Origin of the sequence: Kitasatospora sp. NPDC002040, assembly GCF_040296785.1 — a bacterium.
Taxonomy (GTDB): domain Bacteria; phylum Actinomycetota; class Actinomycetes; order Streptomycetales; family Streptomycetaceae; genus Kitasatospora.
In genome coordinates this window covers 61,719-81,824 of record NZ_JBEOXV010000021.1, presented here as the reverse complement: position 1 = coordinate 81,824, position 20,106 = coordinate 61,719, and the positions used below count along the sequence as shown (strand labels likewise).

At 74.7% G+C, this 20,106-nt stretch carries 12 protein-coding genes and 1 pseudogene; 8 read left to right on the top strand and 5 right to left on the bottom strand.

What is annotated here, in order from left to right; genetic code table 11:
* Window positions 1-472: 472 nt before the first annotated feature.
* Both ABT118_RS29450 and ABT118_RS29445 read right to left on the bottom strand, forming a co-directional pair.
* A pseudogene (locus tag ABT118_RS29450) lies at window positions 473-1,738 on the bottom strand (PP2C family protein-serine/threonine phosphatase); the annotation flags it as partial.
* 200 nt (window positions 1,739-1,938) lie between these two features.
* Window positions 1,939-3,303, bottom strand: a complete 1,365-nt coding sequence (locus tag ABT118_RS29445; protein WP_350675432.1) for an NAD(P)/FAD-dependent oxidoreductase — start codon at window positions 3,301-3,303, stop codon at window positions 1,939-1,941.
* Window positions 3,304-3,654: 351 nt separating this feature from the next.
* On the opposite strand from ABT118_RS29445, the gene ABT118_RS29440 reads away from it, so the two are divergent.
* Together ABT118_RS29440 and ABT118_RS29435 are read left to right on the top strand one after the other, a co-directional pair.
* Window positions 3,655-4,470, top strand: a complete 816-nt coding sequence (locus ABT118_RS29440; protein WP_350675430.1) for a TetR family transcriptional regulator — start codon at window positions 3,655-3,657, stop codon at window positions 4,468-4,470.
* Between the two features lie 304 nt (window positions 4,471-4,774).
* Window positions 4,775-6,766, top strand: coding sequence for a sigma-70 family RNA polymerase sigma factor (locus ABT118_RS29435; RefSeq protein ID WP_350675427.1), 1,992 nt, complete (start codon window positions 4,775-4,777; stop codon window positions 6,764-6,766).
* Between the two features lie 48 nt (window positions 6,767-6,814).
* Here the strand turns inward: ABT118_RS29435 and ABT118_RS29430 are convergent, their stop codons facing one another.
* From ABT118_RS29430 to ABT118_RS29420, 3 genes are all read right to left on the bottom strand, one after another.
* Window positions 6,815-7,510 (bottom strand): DsbA family oxidoreductase, encoded by a 696-nt coding sequence (locus tag ABT118_RS29430; RefSeq protein ID WP_350675425.1) that lies wholly within the window; start codon window positions 7,508-7,510, stop codon window positions 6,815-6,817.
* 121 nt (window positions 7,511-7,631) lie between these two features.
* Complete coding sequence (locus ABT118_RS29425; RefSeq protein WP_350675423.1) at window positions 7,632-8,150, bottom strand: universal stress protein; 519 nt, start codon at window positions 8,148-8,150, stop codon at window positions 7,632-7,634.
* A gap of 101 nt (window positions 8,151-8,251) precedes the next feature.
* Entirely contained in the window at window positions 8,252-10,375 is a 2,124-nt protein-coding gene (locus tag ABT118_RS29420; RefSeq protein ID WP_350675421.1) for an asparagine synthase-related protein, read from the bottom strand.
* A 745-nt stretch (window positions 10,376-11,120) separates the two neighbouring features.
* Here ABT118_RS29420 and ABT118_RS29415 point away from each other — a divergent pair.
* The 6 genes from ABT118_RS29415 to ABT118_RS29390 all read left to right on the top strand — a co-directional run bounded on the left by ABT118_RS29415 (window position 11,121) and on the right by ABT118_RS29390 (window position 19,990).
* Window positions 11,121-12,542: an NsdA family TPR-like regulatory protein gene (locus ABT118_RS29415; RefSeq protein ID WP_350675419.1), complete on the top strand. Its 1,422-nt coding sequence runs from the start codon at window positions 11,121-11,123 to the stop codon at window positions 12,540-12,542.
* A gap of 285 nt (window positions 12,543-12,827) precedes the next feature.
* On the top strand, window positions 12,828-14,492 hold the full coding sequence (locus ABT118_RS29410) for a TROVE domain-containing protein (protein ID WP_350675417.1): 1,665 nt from the start codon (window positions 12,828-12,830) through the stop codon (window positions 14,490-14,492).
* A gap of 371 nt (window positions 14,493-14,863) precedes the next feature.
* The gene (locus ABT118_RS29405) at window positions 14,864-16,432 is read left to right on the top strand and encodes a TROVE domain-containing protein (RefSeq protein ID WP_350675414.1); all 1,569 of its coding nucleotides are present in this window, start codon (window positions 14,864-14,866) and stop codon (window positions 16,430-16,432) included.
* A gap of 67 nt (window positions 16,433-16,499) precedes the next feature.
* Complete coding sequence (gene lhgD / locus ABT118_RS29400; RefSeq protein ID WP_350675412.1) at window positions 16,500-17,735, top strand: L-2-hydroxyglutarate dehydrogenase; 1,236 nt, start codon at window positions 16,500-16,502, stop codon at window positions 17,733-17,735.
* Window positions 17,736-17,785: 50 nt separating this feature from the next.
* The gene (gene trmB / locus ABT118_RS29395; protein WP_350675410.1) at window positions 17,786-18,616 is read left to right on the top strand and encodes a tRNA (guanosine(46)-N7)-methyltransferase TrmB; all 831 of its coding nucleotides are present in this window, start codon (window positions 17,786-17,788) and stop codon (window positions 18,614-18,616) included.
* 111 nt (window positions 18,617-18,727) lie between these two features.
* Entirely contained in the window at window positions 18,728-19,990 is a 1,263-nt protein-coding gene (locus tag ABT118_RS29390) for a PrsW family intramembrane metalloprotease (protein WP_350675408.1), read from the top strand.
* The last annotated feature ends 116 nt before the right edge of the window (window positions 19,991-20,106 follow it).

The window sequence follows — 20,106 nt, the reverse complement described above, 5'->3', positions numbered from 1 at the left end:
ACGCTGTTGAGTTCTCAAGGAACGGACACTTCCTTCGAGCCGCTTATCAGGCGGACCCTCCGGGCGCTTCGTTCTTTCGTGTTCCGAGCTTATCATGTCCGCCGTTCGGCGTTTCCGACCCGCTCTTTCCTTCGGCCTTTCGGCGCTTCCGACTCTATCAGGTTTCCCTGACCGGCCGTTCCGCGCTTCCGGATCCTCAAGAAGCTTGTGCCGTAACCGACCTGACGGCCTGTCCGACGTTTCAAACTCTAGCCGATCCCCGCTCCACAAAGCGAATCCGACCGCAATCCCCGAAATACGCACACGCCAATTCGCACTGGGGCGCGACAAAGCACGAACCAGCACGAGAAGTGAAGAAGTGGTGTTTCTGGAGACCGGCTACCTCGGGAACGTCCGTGAAGAGCGCGCGTCCGTTTCTCCCAGTCAGGCAGCTCGAAGAACTCTAGACCTCCGGGTCGCCCACGTCAACACCACCGGAGATGGCCGGCAGGTGGAAGCTGAGGACCGCGACGTCGTCGTCGTGCTCGGAGGTGACCCCCATGGCCCTGAGCAGGCGCGAGCAGACCACGTCCGGGGTGCCCACCGCACCGGCCAGGGTGCGGGCGAGCTGGTCGATGCCCTGGTCGATGTCCTCGTCCCGGCGCTCGACCAGGCCGTCCGTATAGAGGACGCCGGTGGTGCCGGGGAGCAGGCGCAGGGTGTGGGAGAGGTGGGTGCCGCCGCCGGTGCCGAGCGGGGGGCCGTTCTGTTCCTCACCGCGCAGGACGGTGCCGTCGGGGCCGCGGAGCAGCAGCGGGAGGTGGCCGGCCGAGGCGTAGACCAGGGTGCTGGGCTCCGGGTCCCAGACCGCGTAGGTGCAGGTGGCGATCTGGTTGGCGTCGATCTCCATGGCCAGGCCGTCCAGCAGGGTCATCACCTCGTGCGGCGGGAGGTCGAGGCGGGCGTAGGCCCGGACGGCCGTACGGAGCTGGCCCATGACGGCGGCGGCGCGCAGGCCCCGGCCCATCACGTCGCCGATCACCAGCGCGGTCCGGCCGCCGCCGAGGCCGATCACGTCGTACCAGTCGCCGCCGACCGCGGCCTCGGCTCCACCGGGCTGGTAGGTGGCGGCGACGGTCAGGCCGTCCGGCTGTTCGAGCTTCTGCGGGAGCAGGCTGCGCTGCAGGGTCACGGCGGCAGCGCGCTGGCGGCTCTCGGACTCGCGGAGCCGGGTGGCGGCCTGGACCTGGTCGGTGACCTCGGCGGCGAAGATCAGCACGCCGACCGGGAGGCCGGGCTCCTTGCCGGTGAGCGGGTCGGGCTCGCTGCCGAGCGGGACGCAGGAGATGTTGTAGTAGCGGTTGCCGCCGATGCCGAGGATGCAGCGGGACTTGACGCTCCGGGACCGGCCGCTGCGCAGGGCCTGGTCCATCAGCGGGAGCACCCCCATCGAGGCCAGCTCGGGGAGTGCCTCGGAGGCGGGCAGCCCGTTGGTGCGTTCGCCGAAGAGTTCGCGGTAGGCGCGGTTGGCGTAGCCGAGCTGGTGCTGCGGGCCGTAGGTGACGGCCACCGGGGCGGGGAGGCGGCCGAGGACGTTGCGCAGGTCGTACAGCTCGTGGATCTCACGCAGGTCGAGCAGGGCTCCGGGCAGGCCGGGCTCACGCGGGCCGGGGACGGTGAACGGTTCGCCGGACGCGGTGGGCGGGGCGGCGCGCCACGGGGCTCCGGTGAGCCGCGCGCTCCAGCGCATGAGGTTCAAACGACGGCCGTTTCTTTGGGCAGCGAGCTTCGGAACGACGAGCGATCAGACGAGCAACCAACTGACGGATCATCACATTTTGTGCTCGGTGTGACACTCGGTGTGATGGTCCGGACGGGCTGATCCTGTCAGGCCCGGGCTCGATTCCGAAAGTCGTACGACGATTGGTGTGCGTCCCGGCCGGGCCCCACCGGCCGGATTCACTGACGGAACCCGGCTTCGAACTCCGAACGCGGGTGCTCCAGCGTCCCGAGCGAGACCACTTCCCGGCTGAACAGGCCGCCCAGCAGCCAGCCGGTCAGCACCCGGATCCGCCGGTCGGTACTGGGCAGCCGCCGTAGGTGGCGGGCCCGGTGCAGCCACCAGGCCCGGCGGCCGGTGAGCTGGCCGCGCCGGGTCTGCGCGACGCCGCGGCCGATGCCGAGCGAGGTGGAACAGCTCAGCCGGTCCGGCCGGTACGGGGCCGGCGGCAGGTCGGCCAGGACGGCGGCCAGGTTCTCGGCCAGCAGGGTGGCCTGGGCCAGGGCGTGCTGGGCGTTCGGTGCGCAGTACGCCTCGGCGCCGGCCTCCGGGTCGGGGACCGCCGCGCAGTCCCCGGCGGCCCAGACCCCGGGCAGCGCGGCGCCGTCCGGGCCGATCGCCTGCAGGGTGGAGAGACAGCGGACCCGGCCCGAGCCGTCGAGCGGCAGGTCGGTGTCGCGCAGCAGCGGTGCGGGCCGGACGCCCGCCGTCCAGACCAGCGTGCGGGCGGCGAAGCGGCTGCCGTCGGAGAGGCTCATCAGCCGGTCGGTGGCCGACTCCAGGGTGGTGGAGAGGCGGACGTCGATGCTGCGGTCGCGCAGCTCGGCCAGGGTGTGGGCGGCCAGCTCGGGCGACTCCTCGGGCAGGATCCGGCCGGTGGCCTCGACCAGGACCCAGCGCAGGTCGTCGGCGTCCACGTTGTGGTAGCTCTTCGTCGCGTACCTGGCCATGTCCTCCAGCTCGGCGAGCGCGCCGACGCCCGCGTACCCCGCGCCGACGAAGACGAAGGTCAGCGCGGCCTGGCGGAGCGCCGGGTCCCGGGTGGTGGAGGCCAGGTCGAGCTGTTCCAGCACGTGGTTGCGCAGGCTGACCGCCTCGCCGACGGTGGCGAAGCCGAGGCCGTGCTCGGCCAGGCCGGGCAGCGGGAGGGTCCTGGAGACCGAACCGGGGGCCACCACCAGCACGTCGTACGGGAGTTCGGCCGGTTCGGGACGGTCGCCCCGGCTCGCGGCGTCCACCCGGACCCGCCGGGCGGCGTGCTCGATCCCGGTGACCCTGGCGGTCAGCACCCGGCACTGCGGCAGCACCCGGCGGAGCGGGACCACCACGTGCCTGGGGTCGATCGAGCCCGCCGCGACCTCGGCCAGCAGCGGCTGGTAGGTCAGGTACGGCTGCGGTTCGACCAGGGTGATCTCGACCTGGCCGTCCCGGAGTTGGGCCTTGAGCAGCTGCTGGAGGCGGAGGGCGGCGGCGGTTCCGGCACAGCCGCCGCCGACGATCAGGATCCTGATGGGGGCGCCTCCTTCCGGCGTGAGCTGGTTCACGCCTCCATGACGCCCTGTCGGGTGGCTTCTTGTCCACAGGCCGTACCGGATCGGGTGGCAGGAACCGGCCGTCGGTACCCGTCGGAGTGCCGGATTTGCCGCGAGAGCGGGGTTTCGGTCCACTTCTGCCGCGAACTTCCTTGAACTATGGTCGGATTGTGCGTCGGGCCGGACTGTTGTCCGGCTCATGGCGGTATCTGACTGCGGCAGGGCCAACCGGGGAAGGGTGGTCCACAGCGGCCGCCCGACCGGGGGCTGTCCTCGTGTGATCGGGCGCAGCGACGCACCTGGGGGGTGCGGCGCGGCCGGACTGTGGCGCCCGGTGCCGGGCACCCTGTGGGGGAGGTTGGAATGACGGATCAGGATCAACTGCTGGGGCTGCCCGTGTCGCCATCGGCGAGCGAGGGCCCGGTCGGTCACGGCGTGGTGCCCGAACAGCGCGGCCCGGGCCAGCGCGAGCTGTACGGAGCCTCCGGCGCGGGCGCTGCGGCGGGCGCCGTCGGTCAGCCCGACGAGCCGGCGGGCACGGCGAGACTGCGGGTGGACGCCCGGCGCAACCTGGAGAGCGTGCTGCGGGCCGCCCGGCAGGTGTTCGGCGAACTCGGCTACGGCGCGCCGATGGAGGAGGTCGCCCGGCGGGCCGGCGTCGGTGTCGGCACGGTGTACCGGCGCTTCCCGAGCAAGGAGGTGCTGGTCCAGCGGATCGCCGCCGAGGAGGTCGCCTGGCTGACCGCCCAGGCGAAGGAGTCGCTGTACGGCGGCGCCGGGCCCTGGGAGTCGCTGGCCGGCTACCTGTCCCGGGCCGTGGGTTCGGGCGCCGGGCGGCTGCTGCCGCCGTCGGCGTTCCGGTACGCGGACGAGCTGGCCACCTTCCGGGACGCGGCGGACGTGCCGCTGCCGCAGGTGCCGGTGCAGCGGGGTTCCGAGCCGGCGGCGGATGCCGATCCGCGTCAGTTACTGCACCTGCTGGCCGCGTTGGTGGCCCGGGCGGCGGCGGCGGGCGAGCTGCGGCCGGGGGTCACGGTGTCGGACGTGGTGCTGGTGCTGACGGCGGCGGTGCCGGTGCACGCGCGGCCGGTCCGGGCCGACGGCGAGGAGAGTCAACCTCAGGACACCCCGGGCGAGCGGTTGTTGCAGATCCTGCTGCACGGCCTCCGGGCGCGCTGACCGCTCGCTCCACGGCCCCGGGAGACCGGGGCCCGGGGCTCTGCCGCTTTCGGCGCCGCCCGCGCGGCGGAGTCGCACGTCAGCGGTGCCCCGGGCCCCGGTCGGCCGGTGCCCGGGCGTCGGTCCTAGGTGCCCGTACGAGTGGGTCGGGGCCGGTCCGGCTTCCCGGGGGCGCTGCACTATGCCATTCTTTGGCCGTGGTTGGAGCCATTGTCCCGTTGCGCGCCGTTCGCCCGATCATGGCCGCGCCCCCTGCCGGGGCGGTCGGCCCGGTTCGGCGCATCCAGGTGTCCCGGGGGGCGCGTTGAGCGCGGAGGAGCAGAACGAGCACGGCCTCGGCGCCCCGGGCCAGGTGCCGGACCAGGCAGCCGCGCCGAGCCGTGAGTCGCTGACCGGCCGGGTACCGGGCCAGGCTGCGGCGGGGCGGGGCGGGGTGACCCCGGAGGCGTTCGTCGGCGTCGAGGGCGAGCCGCCCGCACGGCCGGTGGTGCCGGCTCCGGCCGACCCGGTGGACGGTGAACGGCCGCCTTCCGACGCCGAGTTGACGGCGAAGGTGCGGGCCGGCGACGACGCCGCGTACGAGGAGATCTACCGGCGGCACGCCGATTCGGTCCGCCGCTACGCCCGAACCTGCTGCCGGGACAGCTTCACCGCCGAGGACCTGGCGGGCGAGGTCTTCGCCCGCACCCTGCAGGCGCTGCGGGCGGGCAAGGGGCCGGAGTTCGCGGTCCGGGCGTACCTGCTGACGGCGGTGCGGAACGTGGCCGCCGCCTGGGCCCGGAGCGAGCGCCGCGAGCAACTGGTGGACGACTTCAGCACGTTCGCGCAGACCTCGGCCGCCACCATCGACCTGGACCTGGCCGACCCGGGGGCGGACGCCTGGGCGATGGCACTGGCCGACCAGCGCATGGTCATGCAGGCGTACGCCGAACTCCCCGAGGACGACCGGGTGGTGCTCTGGCACACCGAGGTCGAGCGGGAGTCGCCGAAGACCGTGGCGGTGCTGCTCGGCAAGACCGCCAACGCGACGGCGGTGCAGGCCCACCGGGCCAGGGACCGGCTGGCCGCCGCCTTCCTGCAGGCCCATGTGTCGGGCAGTCAGGCCCGGGACTGCGAGGCGTACGCCAACCGGCTCGGCGCGTACGCCCGCGGCTCGCTGCGCAAGCGCGCCTCGGCGGAGGTCGGGCGGCACGTGCAGGAGTGCGACCGCTGTACGGCCGCCTACCTGGAGCTGACCGAGATCAACACCGGTCTGCGGGCGATCCTGCCCGGCGGGGTGCTGCTCTGGGTCGGGGCCGGGTACTTCACCGCGGCCGCGGCGGCGGTCGGAGTGGGCGCGGTCGGGGCGGGCGCGCTGGCCGGGGCCGGTGCCGGTGCGGCCTCGTCCGGGTCCTCCTCCGGCGGTGCGGCGACGATGGCCGGCGAGGGTCTCGGCACCGCGGCCAAGGCCGGGATCGCGGCCGGGATCGCGGTGGTCACCGCGGCGGTGGCCGCGTACGCGCTGACCGGTGCGCCCGAGCCGAAGCAGCCGGCCGCGGCACCGGCGATCTCCGCCGCCGCGGTGCCCAAGCCCGCCCCGGCCCCACCGACGCCGACGCCGTCCCCCACCCCGGAACCCGAACCGTCGCCGGAACCCACGCCGACGCCCACCCCGACCCCCACGCCTGCTCCCCCGGCCCGGCCGACACCCACGCCGACGCCCACCCCGACCCCCGCGCCCCCGGCGCCGCCCTCCCCCACACCGGAACCGCCGGTGGTGGAGAAGCCGCCGGTGCCGGTACCGCCCACCCCGCCGCCGGTGCCGACCCCGACCCCGCCGCTGCCCTCGCCGCCGGTACCCCCGGGGCTGCCGAGCGACTTCTGGGCCGACGTGCTGCCGTTCGCCCAGAACAACCCGCACCGCGACCCGCCGACCGGACCGACCATCCGGCGCGGCGGCGGGGTCTGGCAGCGCTCGGGCCTGTGGATCGGCGGCACCAGGTACCAGCGCGGCCTGAGCGTCCAGAACCCGTCGACGGTGACCATCGACCTGAACCGGACCTGCAACGTCTTCAAGGCCAAGGCCGGGCTGGACGACTTCGGACTCCGGAACGGCACCGTCCGGTTCAGCGTCGAGGGCGGGGACGGCAGCGTGCTCTGGAGCTCGGGCCGGATCGGCCCCGGCGACCGGGCCGTCCCGGTCCAGGCGGACCTGACCGGTCAGCGCTCGATCCGCCTGGTCGTCACCCCGAACTCGGGCGGCTGGGGCCTGATCGACCTGGCCGACTGGGCCGACGCCAGGCTCAGCTGCAGCTGAGCACGACCGTGCCCCGGGCCGTCACCGACCCGGGGCACTGATGGTGCGTCAGACCGCGCAGGCGCCGTCCGCGCAGCTGTCCCCGTGCGGGGCCTCGACCGCGCCGTCGGCGGCGGTCTCCGCCGCGACCTGCTCCAGCACCTGGAGGAAGGTGTCGGCCTCCTGGCCGCCCTGGACCGCCCACTTGCCCTCGAAGACGAAGGTCGGCACGGCGGAGATGCCGATCTCCCGGCCCTCGGCGAGCTGGGCCCGGACGGCGTCCGCGCCCTCGTCGCCGGCCAGGTAGGCGGTCACCCGGTCCCGGTCCAGACCGGCGGCCACGGCGATCTCGGTCAGCTCCGCCCGGTCGCCGACGTCCGCACCCCGGCTGAAGTGCGCGGTCAGCAGGGCCTCCTTCAGCACACCCTGGACCGCCGCGCCGTACTCGCTCTCGGCGAGGTGCAGCAGCCGGTGGCCGAGGAAGGTGTTGGCGTGCAGCGCGGTGTCGAAGTCGAAGTCGATGCCCTCGGTCCGCCCCAGCTCGGTCACCCGGGCGTCCATCGCCACCGACTGCGGCCCGTACCGCTCGGCCAGCCAGGCCCGGTGCGGGGTCGCGGTCTCGGGGGCGTCCGGCACCAGCTGGTACGGGCGGTAGACCACCTCGACGCCGTCCTTGCCCGCGAACCGGTCGAGGGCCTGCTCGAAGCGGCGCTTCCCGACGAAGCACCAGGGGCACGCGACGTCCGACCAGATCTCGACCTTCATGGCGGTGGCTCTCCTGCTGTTGGTGGTGCGGGGGGACAGAACGGTGAACCCTCGACCACCGGCGCTGATTCCCCACCCGCCACCGCTGTGACCGCGAACACCCAGGTCAGGAACACCCAGGTCAGTGCGCGGGCGGCGCCGGGACCACCAGGACCGGGCAGGCCGCGTGGTGCACCGCCGCCGTGCTCACCGAACCGAGCAGCAGGCGGCTGAAGCCGCCGTTGCCCCGGGTGCCGATCACCAGGGTGTGCTGGCCCCGGGTGCAGCGCAGCAGCACCTCGATCACGTTCCCGAGCACCACGTGCAGCGCCAGCTCGCCCTGGTAGTCGCGCCCCCTGGCCTGCTGGACGGTGGCCACCGCCCGCCGCAGCCCGTCCGCCATGCTGGCGGAGAGCCGCTCGATGCTCTCCTGCACCAGCTCGATCATCCCCGGCGGGTAGCCGGTCGGGGAGGGGTTCACCACCGCCAGCACGTACAGCGGCAGCCCGAACAGCTCGGCCTCGGCCATCGCCCGGTCGAGCGCCCAGAGCGATCCGTCCGAACCGTCGCAGGCGGCCAGCACCCCCGGCGGATCGGCGGCCGGCAACTCGCCGAGGACCGGGAGCGCCTCGGGCGCGGTGACCTTCTCTGAGCTGGACACCACCCCATGATGACCCGTCAGCCCGCTGCCGCCCGGCGATGACGCGCTCGGCGGTTCGGCGGGACCGGAAGGGCGGGGCGGGCCGGGCGGACGAGGGCGGTTCAGGCCGGCCGGGCCAGGGCGGGGCGGACGGGGGCGGGCAGGCCGGTCCAGCAGGAGCCGTGCCGACGGGCCAGGATGCGGCGGAGCCAGAGCTCGGTGGAGACCAGCTCGGCCAGCCCGGCCAGGGTGCCCGGCGGCGGATCACCGGCCGGGTCGGCGGCCTCGGCCAGGGCGGCGCGGACGGCGGGCAGGTCGATCAGCCCGGCCTCGGCCAGCAGCGGTGCGCGGAACAGCTCGGCCAGGCCGTCGGCGGCCAGCCGCAGCCCGTCCCGGTCCGGCCCCTGGCGGTCGGGGCGGACCGCCCGGCCCCAGTCCGGTGGCAGATCGGCCCTGGACGCCCCGGTCAGCACCGCGCGCAGCAGCGCGTGCCGGGCGCCGGGCTGGAGCCGGGTCTCGGCCGGGAGCATCCGGGCCGCCCGGACCACCTGGTTGTCCAGGAACGGCGCGTGCAGGCGCTGGCCGCGCTGCTCGGCGGCGTGCAGCAGGGTGCGGTACTCGGCCGCGTGCCGGTGCAGCGCGTACCTGGCCCGGCGGGCGCCGGGCGGTTCGACCGGCTCGGGGCCCCGGGCGGCCAGCCGGAGCCGGAGCGCGACGGCGGAGAGCGCGTCGTCGGAGAGCCAGCGGGCGGCCGGGCCCGGCATGCACCAGGCCAGCTCGGCGGCCGAGGCCTCGCCCAGGCTCCGGGCCGCGATGCTGTGACGGACGGTCAGGCGGACGGCCGCGTCGTCCAGTGCCTCCGCGTACCGGGCGCGGGCCAGCCGGTGGGCGGCGCGCCAGACCGTGAGGGGCGTGCGCAGCAGGTCGAACGCGCCACCGTCCGCCGCCCGTTCGGCCCCGGCCAGCGCGACCACCGGCGCGGTCAGCCGCCGGGTCCGCCCGGCCCGGACCAGGTCCGCCAGCCGGGCCGGGTGGCCGTCCAGCACCTGGCGGGCACCGTAGCCGGTGAGGTGGTCGGCCCCGCCCGCACTCAGCCGGCCGCCGATCCGGGCCGCCGCGACCAGCGCCGTCCCCGGCTCGTCGGTGAGCGGACCGGCCGGCAGCTCCGCGCCCGGGTCGGCCAGTTCGGCGTACGGGAGGGTCGACGGCAGCACCAGGTGCCGCAGCCGGGGCAGCTCGGCCACCGTGGCGGCCGGGCCCTCGGCGGCCTCCCGGACGGTCACGGCGGTGAGCGTCTCCGGCCCGCTGGGTCCGGTGCGGCCGGGGCGGGCCCAGGAGCCCTTCACCGCACCGGTCCTGGGAGCTGACGCGGTGTCGTCCTGCGCCGGGCCGGGCTCGGGCGCGGCCGGGGCGATCGGGACGGCGGCGGCGAGCAGCGCCACGGTGGCGGAGGCGGTCCCGTACGACAGGTCGACGCCGAGCCTGGGCCGGTCGGAGTCACCGGTGGAGGCGCGGACCCGGCAGCGGACCGACTCCAGCAGCGCGCGGGTCAGTTCCCGTACGGCCGGCGCCTCTTCGCGCGGGGCGGGTGCGCCGGTGCGCTCCGGCTCGTACTCCGAGACGTGGGCGCGGCCGTTCCGCAGCCCGAGCAGGTGCCCGGGCGGCACCCGCTGCACCCCCAGGTACGGCGATCCGGTCCCGAGCGCCTCGGGCGACTCCGGGCAGGCCAGCCGGGCCGCCAGGTGGCCGGTGTCGAGCGGGGCGCCCACCAGGTCCGCGAGCGGGAGCGCCGCCGTCGCGTACGCCGTGCCGCCGGCCCAGGGGGTGTGGAAGACCGGGAGCACCCCGGCCAGGTCGGTGAGCAGCACGGTGCTCCGGGGGCCGGTCCGCAGCACCACGGTGTAGCTGCCGGGCCAGGTGGTCAGGTGGCGCACCGCCCCGCCCCTGGCGGTGGCCAGGCCGGCCGCCAGCTCCGGGTCCGACGCGCCGCAGCGGCCGAGCACGGCCAGCCGTACGGTGCCCGGCTGGTCCGACGCCTGGTCGGGGAGGTCGGGGCCCGGTGGTCCGGTGGTCACCGCGGCGGGCGCTCCGGGGCGCAGCGTCACCAGCCTGATCTCGTCCGGGCGCCAGTCCCCCACCGCCCAGAGCGGGTTGGGGCCCGGCCAGAGCACGACGGCGGCCAGCGGATGGACGGTGCCCAGCCCCGGCGCAGGTGTGCTGGCGCACCAGCCCGTGAGCCACCGCATCGTGCCTCCGCTCCGCCGCGACACCCGCCGCACGGAGCCCATCGTGCCACCGACGCACCCCAGTTGGGAGGCACACGGGGTCATCCGCAGGGGCCGGGGGAACGGCGGCGTCGCCCCAGGGCTCCCGCCGGTGTTCTCGGCTGCTGCGGGCAGCGGGGCGGGCCGGGCCTTCCCCTCCGTGGCCCGGGCCGCCCCGGCGGGATGCGGTTCGGCTGGCATGGACATCGCCAAATGGCCGAAAGGCATCACACAGTCCGGGAGGGCATCCGCATGCCCTCCCGGACCCCACCACCGCCCGCGGGGATGTAGGCAGTGGTGTCCCCCGGCCCGCCGGGTCCTCGACGACGGGCCGACCCACAGCCTCCAGCGAATCGCCGACCTGCCCATCGGGCCAGGGAGCACAGCCGGGCGCACATCGGCACCGGACCGGAGCACACCGATCCTTCACGCTCCCGGTGGCCCGGCCCCACCCGTGCGCCACCCCGTCCGGGACCCATTGAGCGGCACGCGATCCCGCCATCCGGAATCCGGACTCTTAACCCTCGGAACCCGGACGACTACGCTAGGTGCAGCAGTGGCTCGCGCCGGGGCTCGGCACCGGGCCCGCCACCCCGTCCGCCACCCACGGCCGACCGCCGTAACGATCACGATCCAGCCACCTGCCCGGGCACGCCGGCCGACCGGCCCGGACGACCCGACCAGACCCGAGACCCGCCGGACATCGCCAGGGGGTGCCGCAGCCACCATGACCGTCAGCTCACGAGGGCCGAACGAACGGCTCGGCACGCTTCTCACCCTGGCCCAGATCAGCAATGCGGGCCTGGCCCGCCGGGTCAACGACCTGGGCGCCCAGCGCGGCCTGACGCTCCGTTACGACAAGACGTCGGTGGCGCGCTGGGTCAGCAAGGGCATGATCCCGCAGGGGCCGGTGCCGCATCTGATCGCGACCGCGATCGGCAGCAAGCTGGGCCGCCCGGTGCCGCTGGACGAGATCGGCCTCGGCGACACCGACCCGGCACCCGAGCTCGGCCTGGCCTTCCCGCGCGAGGTGCCGGCGGCGGTCCGCTCGGCCACCGACCTCTGGCGGGTCGACCTGGAGCTGCGGCGCGGGCCTGGCGGCGGCCGCTGGAGCGACAGCCTGGCGGGCACCTTCTCGGTCACGGCGTACGCCACCCCGGTCTCCCGCTGGCTGATCACCCCGGCCGACGGCTCGGTGGCCCGGGGCGAGCCGGCCCCCGACCTGAGCGGCTACCGGGTCGGCCACTCGGACGCCGCCAAGCTCCGCGAGGCGGCCCAGGAGGCGCGCCGCTGGGACTCCAAGTACGGCGGTGGGGACTGGCGTTCGTCGATGGTGCCGGAGTGCCTGCGGGTGGAGGCGGCCCCGCTGCTGCTCGGCACGTACAGCGACGCGGTGGGCCGGGCCCTGTTCGGTGCGACGGCCGAACTGACCCGGCTGGCCGGGTGGATGGCCTTCGACACCGGCCAGCACGAGGCCGCCCAGCGCTACTACATCCAGGCCCTCCGGCTGGCCCGGGCCGCGGCCGACGTGCCGCTCGGCGGGTACGTGCTGGCCTCGATGAGCCTGCAGGCCTGTTACCGGGGCTTCGCCGAGGAGGCGGTCGACCTGGCCCAGGCCGCGCTGGAGCGGAACCGGGGCCTGGCCACCGCCCGCACGATGAGCTTCTTCCACCTGGTGGAGGCCCGGGCCCACGCCAGGAACGGCAACGCCCCGGCCTGCGCGACCGCGCTCTCCGCCGCGGAGAGCGCACTCGAACGGGCCCGCGCCGGTGACTCCGACCCGCCCTGGATCGACTTCTACGCCTACGACCGGCTCGCCGCCGACGCCGCCGAGTGCTTCCGCGACCTCGGCGAGCCCAGCAAGGTCAGGCAGTTCACCCGGGAGGCGCTGGCCCGGCCGACCGAGGGGTACGTCCGCTCGCACGGACTGCGCCTGTTCGTCTCCGCCATGGCCGAGGCCGAGGCCGGTGACCTGGACGCGGCCGTCGCGGCCGGGGAGCGGGCCGTCGAGGTGGCCGGCCGGATCTCCTCCCAGCGCAGCCGGGAGTACGTCCGCGAGCTGCTCCGCCGACTGGAGCCGTTCCAGGAGGAGCGCCGGGTCAGGGAGCTGACCGAACGGGCCCGACTGGTGCTGGTCGCACCGGCCTGACGGAGGCTCGGATTTATTCGGATGCCGCTCGACCGGCGCTCGGCTATGGTCACGTCCGCGCCTCCCGATGCGCCGGGCCCCGGTTACTTCACTGACAGGCAACACCCACACCGGCCGCCCTCTTGTTGATCCCGGGAGACGCGGCGCCGGGGTGCCCGGTGCGCAGGCCGCGGCTACTTCGGTGGAGCACCTCCGGGTGCGTTGAAACTCTTCTGCCGCTGCCGACTCCGATCTCGGGCACCACCACGCCCCCTTGTCGCCGATCCCAGCAGGGGAAACATCTGCATGTCGCGGTTGAACCGCCAACAGGTCAAGGCCGAGACCAGAACCGAGATCGCCACCGATCTCCCGGCTGCGTACCGCACCGAGCTCCGCACGGTGGCCCCCGACCACCCGGGCCGGCCGACGGCCCCGGTCGGACCGCAGGCCCGCCACCACCCCGGCCCCGTCTTCACCCGGGACCCCAGGAGTGAGCTCTTCCTGCTCGCCTCGGTCGACTTCTCCGGACAGCAGTCGTTCTACGAGGGCGCCGAATCGCGTGCCGCCCGGTACGCCCGGCTGGTCCGCCAACTCGCCGTCAGCGACCCGGAGTGGACCCTCGGGCTGCTCCGCTGGCTGCGCACCGACGCCCAGGTCCGGACGGCTTCGCTGGTCGGCGCCGCAGAGTTCACCCGCGCCCGACTGGTGGCCGGGCTCCCCGGTCACTCCCGCCAGGCGATCGACGCGGTACTGCAACGACCCGACGAACCGGGCGAGTTGCTCGCCTACTGGACCTCCCATTACGGCCGCTCCCTGCCGCAGCCGCTCCGGCGGGGTATCGCCGACGCTGTCCGCCGCCTGTACAACGGGCGGGCACTGCTGAAGTACGACACCGACTCCAAGGGCTACCGCTTCGGCGACGTACTGGAGTTGATCCACCCTTCGCCCGACCCGGCCAAGCCGTGGCAGGGCCCGCTGTTCCGCTACGCGCTGGACCGGCGGCACCGCCCGCGCCGCGCCGTTCCGCCGCGCTCCGACGCACTGCTGACCGCGAACCGGGAACTGCTCGACGTACCGGTCGCGGAACGGCGGGCCCTGGTCACGGGGCCCGGTGGTGCGGAGCGCCTGGCAGCGGCCGGGATGACCTGGGAAGCCCTGGCGGGCTGGCTGCAGGGCCCGTTGGACGCGGCCGTCTGGGAGGCCGTCATCCCCTCGATGGGGCCGATGGCGCTGGTACGGAACCTGCGCAACTTCGACCAGGCCGGCGTCAGCGACGAGGCGGCAGCCGAAGTAGCCCGCCGGATCAGCGACCCGGCCGAAGTGGCCAGGTCCCGCCAGTTCCCGTTCCGCTACCTCGCCGCCCACCGCAACGCCCCGTCACTGCGCTGGGGCCACGCACTCGAACTGGCCCTCGGCCACTCGCTCGGCAACGTGCCCGCACTGCCCGGCCGGACCCTGATCCTGGTCGACCGCTCCGGCTCCATGTTCGACACACCGAGCGGGCAGACCGAACTCAACCGGGCCGACTCGGCCGCCATCTTCGGCACCGCGCTCAAGGTCAGGGCCGCCGACGCCGACCTGGTCGAGTTCGGCACCGGCAGCCGGGTGGTCGAGGTCGCCCCCGGCGAGGCCGTGCTCCGTGTCCTGGACCGGTTCCACCCGCTCGGCGGCACCGACACCGGGGGTGCGGTCCGGGCCCACTACCGGCAGCACGACCGGGTGGTGGTGATCACCGACGAACAGGCGAACGGGAGTCACCTGCACCGGGTGTTCGCGCCCGTCCCGTTCAACGTGCCCGTCTACACCTGGAACCTGGCGGGCTACGCCACCGGCCACGCCCCGGCCGGCCCGCACCGGCACACCTTCGGCGGCCTGAGCGACGCGGCCTTCCGACTGATCCCCCTGCTGGAGGCGGGCGCCGCCGCCGACTGGCCCTGGCAGGTGCCAACCGACCAGGTGGCCGGGTCGTAATTCAGGTGCCCGCAGGGCGGGGCGCGGATAGTGTTCCCGATGTCCAGGTGCGCAGGCAGAGGCTACTTCGGATCTGACGGGCGCGGGTTCGAGTCCCGCCCCAGCCTTCGGGCCGGGTAGCTCAGTTGGTAGAGCATCAGGCTTCGCCTCCGCCGCTTCGGTCCTCTGGACGCCTACTTCTGAACAGCTCTCCGCACCTCCCGGTGCGCAGGCGACGGTTTCTTCCCGGTAAAGCGCCCTCGGGCGCTGCGGTTCAAACCCGCACACCCGTCGCCGCCCTTGATCTCGGGAGGCACCACGCCACGCCGGGCCCCGCCCGGCGGCTCCGGCATGCCTCCCGCGGCTTCCCCACCCAGCAGGGAGACTTCACCATGTCCCGATTCAACGTCCGGCAGGCCAAGGCCGCTCCGAGTTCTCCCGTCCGCACCACCGGGCGGACGACGGTCACCGGCGCGGGCGGTCGGGGACACCTCCGCGATGCGAAGTCCGAACTCTTCCTGCTGGCCGTCGCCAACCTGGTCGGACAGCGCGCGTTCTACGAGAGTGCCGAGGCCCGGGACGACCGCTTCAGCACGCTCGTCCGCGAACTCGCCGTCACTGACCCGGAGTGGACCCTCGGGCTGCTCCGCTGGCTGCGCACCGACGCCCAGCTCCGCACGGCCGCACTGGTCGGCGCAGCCGAGTTCACCCGCGCCCGACTGGTGGCCGGGCTCCCCGGTCACTCCCGCCAGGCGATCGATGCCGTGCTGCAGCGCCCGGACGAGCCGGGCGAGTTGCTCGCCTACTGGACCTCCCGGTACGGCCGTACGCTGCCCAAGCCGGTGAAGCGGGGTGCCGCCGACGCCGTCCGCCGTCTCTACAACGGGCGGGCACTGCTGAAGTACGACACCGACTCCAAGGGCTACCGCTTCGGCGACGTGCTGGAGTTGACGCACCCTTCGCCCGACCCGGCCAAGCCGTGGCAGGGCCCGCTGTTCCGCTACGCGCTGGACCGGCGGCACCACCCGGACACGGCGGTCGTCCCGGCGACCGACCAACTGCTGATCGCCAACCGTGCGTTGCTGGACACCCCGGTGGACCAGCGGCGCGGGTTGGTGACCGGGCCCGGTGGTGCGGAACGGCTGGCGGCCGCCGGGATGACCTGGGAGGCGCTGGCGGGCTGGCTGCAGGGCCCGTTGGACGCGGCGGTGTGGGAGGCCGTCATCCCGTCGATGGGGCCGATGGCGCTGGTCCGGAACCTGCGCAACTTCGACCAGGCAGGCGTCAGCGACGAAGTGGCGGCCGAAGTCGCCCGCCGGATCAGCGACCCGGCCGAGGTGGCCCGGTCCCGCCAGTTCCCGTTCCGCTACCTCGCCGCACACCGCAACGCGCCGTCACTGCGCTGGGGGCACGCGTTGGAAGTGGCTCTCGGTCACTCGCTCGCCAACGTGCCCGCACTGCCCGGCCGGACGCTGATCCTGGTCGACCGCTCCGGCTCCATGTTCGACCGGCAGAGTGCCCAGAGCCAGCTCAACCGGGCGGACGCAGCCGCGATCTTCGGCACCGCGCTCAAGGTCAGGGCCGCCGAGGCCGACCTGGTCGAGTTCGGCACCGGCAGCCGGGTGGTTCCGGTGGGCCGGGCCGAGTCCGTGCTGAAGGTCCTGGACCGGTTCGGGGCGCTCGGCGGCACCGACACCGAGGACGCGGTCCGCACCCACTACCGCGGCCACGACCGGGTGGTGATCGTGACCGACGAGCAGGCGGGCTGGGCGCCCGTCGCCGACCCGCTCACCAGCGTTCCGGCCGACGTCCCGGTCTACACCTGGAACCTGGCCGGCTACGCCGCCGGCCACAGCCCGTCGGGCCCGCACCGGCACACCTTCGGCGGCCTGACCGACGCGGCCTTCCGGCTGATCCCCCTGCTGGAGCGCGGCCGCGGCGCCGGCTGGCCCTGGGAGTAGCCCCGGACCCGGCGCGAACGGTCGGTCAGGCCCTAGCATCGCCGGAGGCGTCGACGAAGGGGCGGACATGGCCGAGGAGTTCGATGTCGTGGTGGTCGGCGGGGGGATCGTCGGGCTGTCCACGGCGTACGCGTTGACGGTGGCGCGGCCGGGGGTGCGGGTGGCAGTGCTGGAGAAGGAACCGGACTTCGCCGCGCACCAGACCGGCCGCAACAGCGGCGTCATCCACAGCGGTGTGTACTACCGCCCGGGTTCGCTCAAGGCCAGGTACGCCACGGCGGGTGCGGCCGAGATGGTGGAGTTCTGCCGCGAACAGGGCGTCCCGTACGAGGTGACCGGCAAGCTCATCGTGGCCACCGGGGAGGGCGAACTGCCGCGCCTGCGCGCCCTGGCGGAGCGCGGCCGGGAGAACGGCATCCCGGTCACCGAGCTCGGCCCGGCCGGGATCACCGAGCACGAGCCCGAGGTGACCGGCCTGGCCGGGCTGCACATCGGCACCACCGGCATCTGCGACTACCCCGCCGTGGCCCGCCGCTACGCCTGGCTCGCCGAGCAGGGCGGGGCGGTGCTGCTCACCGGTACGCCGCTGCGGGCCGTGCACCGCCGCCCGGACGGGGTGACCCTGCGGGCCGGCGACCGCGAGCTGCGCTGCGGGGTGCTGGTGAACTGCGCCGGCCTGCACAGCGACCGGATCGCCCGGCTGGCCGGCGACGACCCCGGGGTGCGGATCGTCCCGTTCCGCGGCGAGTACTACGAACTCACCAAGGAGCGCCGGGAGTTGGTGCGCGGCCTGGTGTACCCGGTGCCCGATCCGGCGTTCCCCTTCCTCGGCGTCCACCTCACCCGGGGCATCCACGGCGACGTCCACGTCGGGCCGAACGCCGTCCCCGCCCTGGCCCGCGAGGGCTACGACTGGCGCACCGTCAGGTTCGGCGACCTGGCCGAGACGGTCCGCTTCCCCGGGGCGTGGCGGATCGCCCGGCGGCACTGGCGGTACGAACTGGGCGAGCTGCACCGGTCGTTGTCGAAGCGCGCCTTCACCACCGCGGTGCAGCGGCTGCTGCCCGCCGTGACGGCGGCCGACCTGGTGCCGGCCACCGCGGGGGTGCGGGCGCAGGCGGTGGCCGCCGACGGGACGCTGCTGGACGACTTCGCCTTCGCGGGGTTCGACCCGGACGACGCGGGGTCGACCCGGCGGGTGGTGCACGTGCTCAACGCGCCCTCGCCCGCGGCGACCGCTTCGCTCGCGATCGGGCGGGAGGTCGCCCGGCGGGGGCTGGCCGCGCTGGCGGCGGGCGGCTGAGCCGTAGGGCTCCCCCGCGCCGGATCGGCCTCCCGTAGACTTGGTCGATTGTGACTGCCACCGCCCCCAGCCCCCAGCCGTCCCCGTCCGCGCGCCTGTCCGCCGCACCCGCCGGGTACCCCGCGCCGATGTACCCGCACCGGGCCACCGAGGCCCAGCACCGCGAGCACCGGATCCGCAGCTTCCAGCCGCGCCGGGGCCGGATGACCCCCGCCCAGGCGGGGGCGCTGGACCGGGGCTGGGAGCGGTACGGCCTCGCGATCGACGGCACCCCGCTCGACCTGGCGGAGCTGTTCGGCGGCCTGCCGGTGACGCTGGAGATCGGCTTCGGGATGGGCGAGACAACGGCCGCGATGGCCGCCGCCGATCCGGCGATGGGCATCCTGGCCGCCGACGTGCACACCCCGGGCCACGGCAACCTGCTCCAGCTGCTGGAGCGCACCGACTCCCGCAACGTCCGCCCGGCCGCCGGGGACGCGGTGATCCTGCTCCGCGACATGCTGCCGGACGCCTCACTGGCCGGGCTGCGGGTGTACTTCGCCGACCCGTGGCCGAAGCCGAAGCACCACAAGCGCCGCCTGGTCCAGGAGTCGTTCCTCGACCTGGTGCTGCCCCGGCTGGCGCCCGGCGCGCTGGTGCACTGCGCCACCGACTGGGAGCCGTACGCGGAGCAGATGCTGGCCGTCCTCTCCGCCTCGCCCGAGCTGGAGAACCTCCACCCCGAGGGCGACGGCACCGGCTGGCTGGAGCCGGCCGAGCACCCGGCCGGGACGGTGCCCGGCTACGCGCCCCGGCCGGAGTGGCGGCCGGTCACCAAGTTCGAGCGGGCCGGGATCGCCAAGGGCCACGTCGTGCACGACCTGCTGTTCCGCCGCCGCTGAACCGGTCACTGACCCACCGTCACGCGGCAGATCATCACACCAAGTGATCCATGCGGTACGTATTGTTCCGACACCTCCCGTCGGGCCGGGGGGTTCCCCTACCCTGTCGGCGTGAGCAGTCCGCCCAGTGGCGGCCCGTACCCCCACGCCCCGGCCCCCGCCGGGGAACGCGCCGCCGCCGTCGACCCGCCCACCCGCGCCACCGGCACCCGGACCATCCCGGGGCCCCGGGTGCGGCGGGCGGGCCCGTTGCTGTCCTGGCACCCGTACGTACGGGCCGAGGACCTGCTGCGGCGCGCACGGGCGCTGCGCTACCCCGCGCTCTCCTCCGCCCTGGCCGCCTTCGCCCTGGCCGGCTGCGGCGTGCTGATCCTCCGGCTGGTGCACCGGCAGACCGGGACCACCGGGCTGCTGGTCGGCCTGGGGCTCGCCCTGCTGCCGCTCCCGTTCGTGCTGGGCGCCCTGGCCTGGCTGAACCAGACCGCCCGGGTGCCGCTCCGGCACACCCTGTTCTGCCTGGCCTGGGGGGCCTGCGCGGCGACCACGGTGGCGATCCTGGCCAACGGCTGGGCCGGCGACTTCCTGATCGCCCGTCAGGGCAGCGCCCGGGGCGAGACGCTGCTCGCCGACTTCGCCACCCCGCTGATCGAGGAGAGCGCCAAGGTCGCCGCGCTGCTGATGCTGCTGCTCCCGGTCCGCCGCCGGCTGCGCTGCCACGTGGAGCGGACCTGTGCCGTCCTGGCCCGGCGCGCGTCGCTGCCCGGGCGGCGGCAGCAACAGCCGCTGCGCCGGGTCCGGTCCTACCGCCCACCGGAGTTCCGCCCCCGGCTGCGCCCACTGCCGTACTTCCGGCGCACGCCCCGGGTGCGGTCCCACACCCGGGCGCGCTCCAGCCCCCGCACGCTCTCCGCCGGGGTGGTCCTGGGCGGGGTGACCGCCTGCGGCTTCGCCTTCACCGAGAACGCGCTCTACCTCGGCCGGGCCTTCACCGACGACCAGCAGAGCCGGCTGGACAGCATCGGCCTGGGCGCCGCCCCGAGCCTGCGCGACTTCGACTCGACCGTGCACACCTTCGTGCTGCGCGGCCTGCTCTCGCCGTTCGCGCACCCGCTGTTCACCGCCCTGGCCGGGCTGGGCGTCGCGATCTCCCTGACCACCGGACGCCGCTGGCTGGCCCGGCTGGCCGCCCCCACCGGGCTGGTGCTGTCGATGGCGGTGCACGGCGGCTGGAACGCCGCCGCGGGCCTGGGCACCAACGGCTTCCTGCTGTTCTACGCCGTGCTGATGGTGCCCTGTTTCGCCGCCCTGGTCTGCTTCGCGTTCTGGGCCCGCACCAGGGCCAGGGCCTTCCGGCACCGGCCCGTCTCCGCCTGAACCGAAACCCGGACCGGAGCCCGGACCGAAACGGATTTCCTTTCTGCCCGACTCTCCCGTAGTGTCGTGTTTACCGACGCGGGGTGGAGCAGCTCGGTAGCTCGCTGGGCTCATAA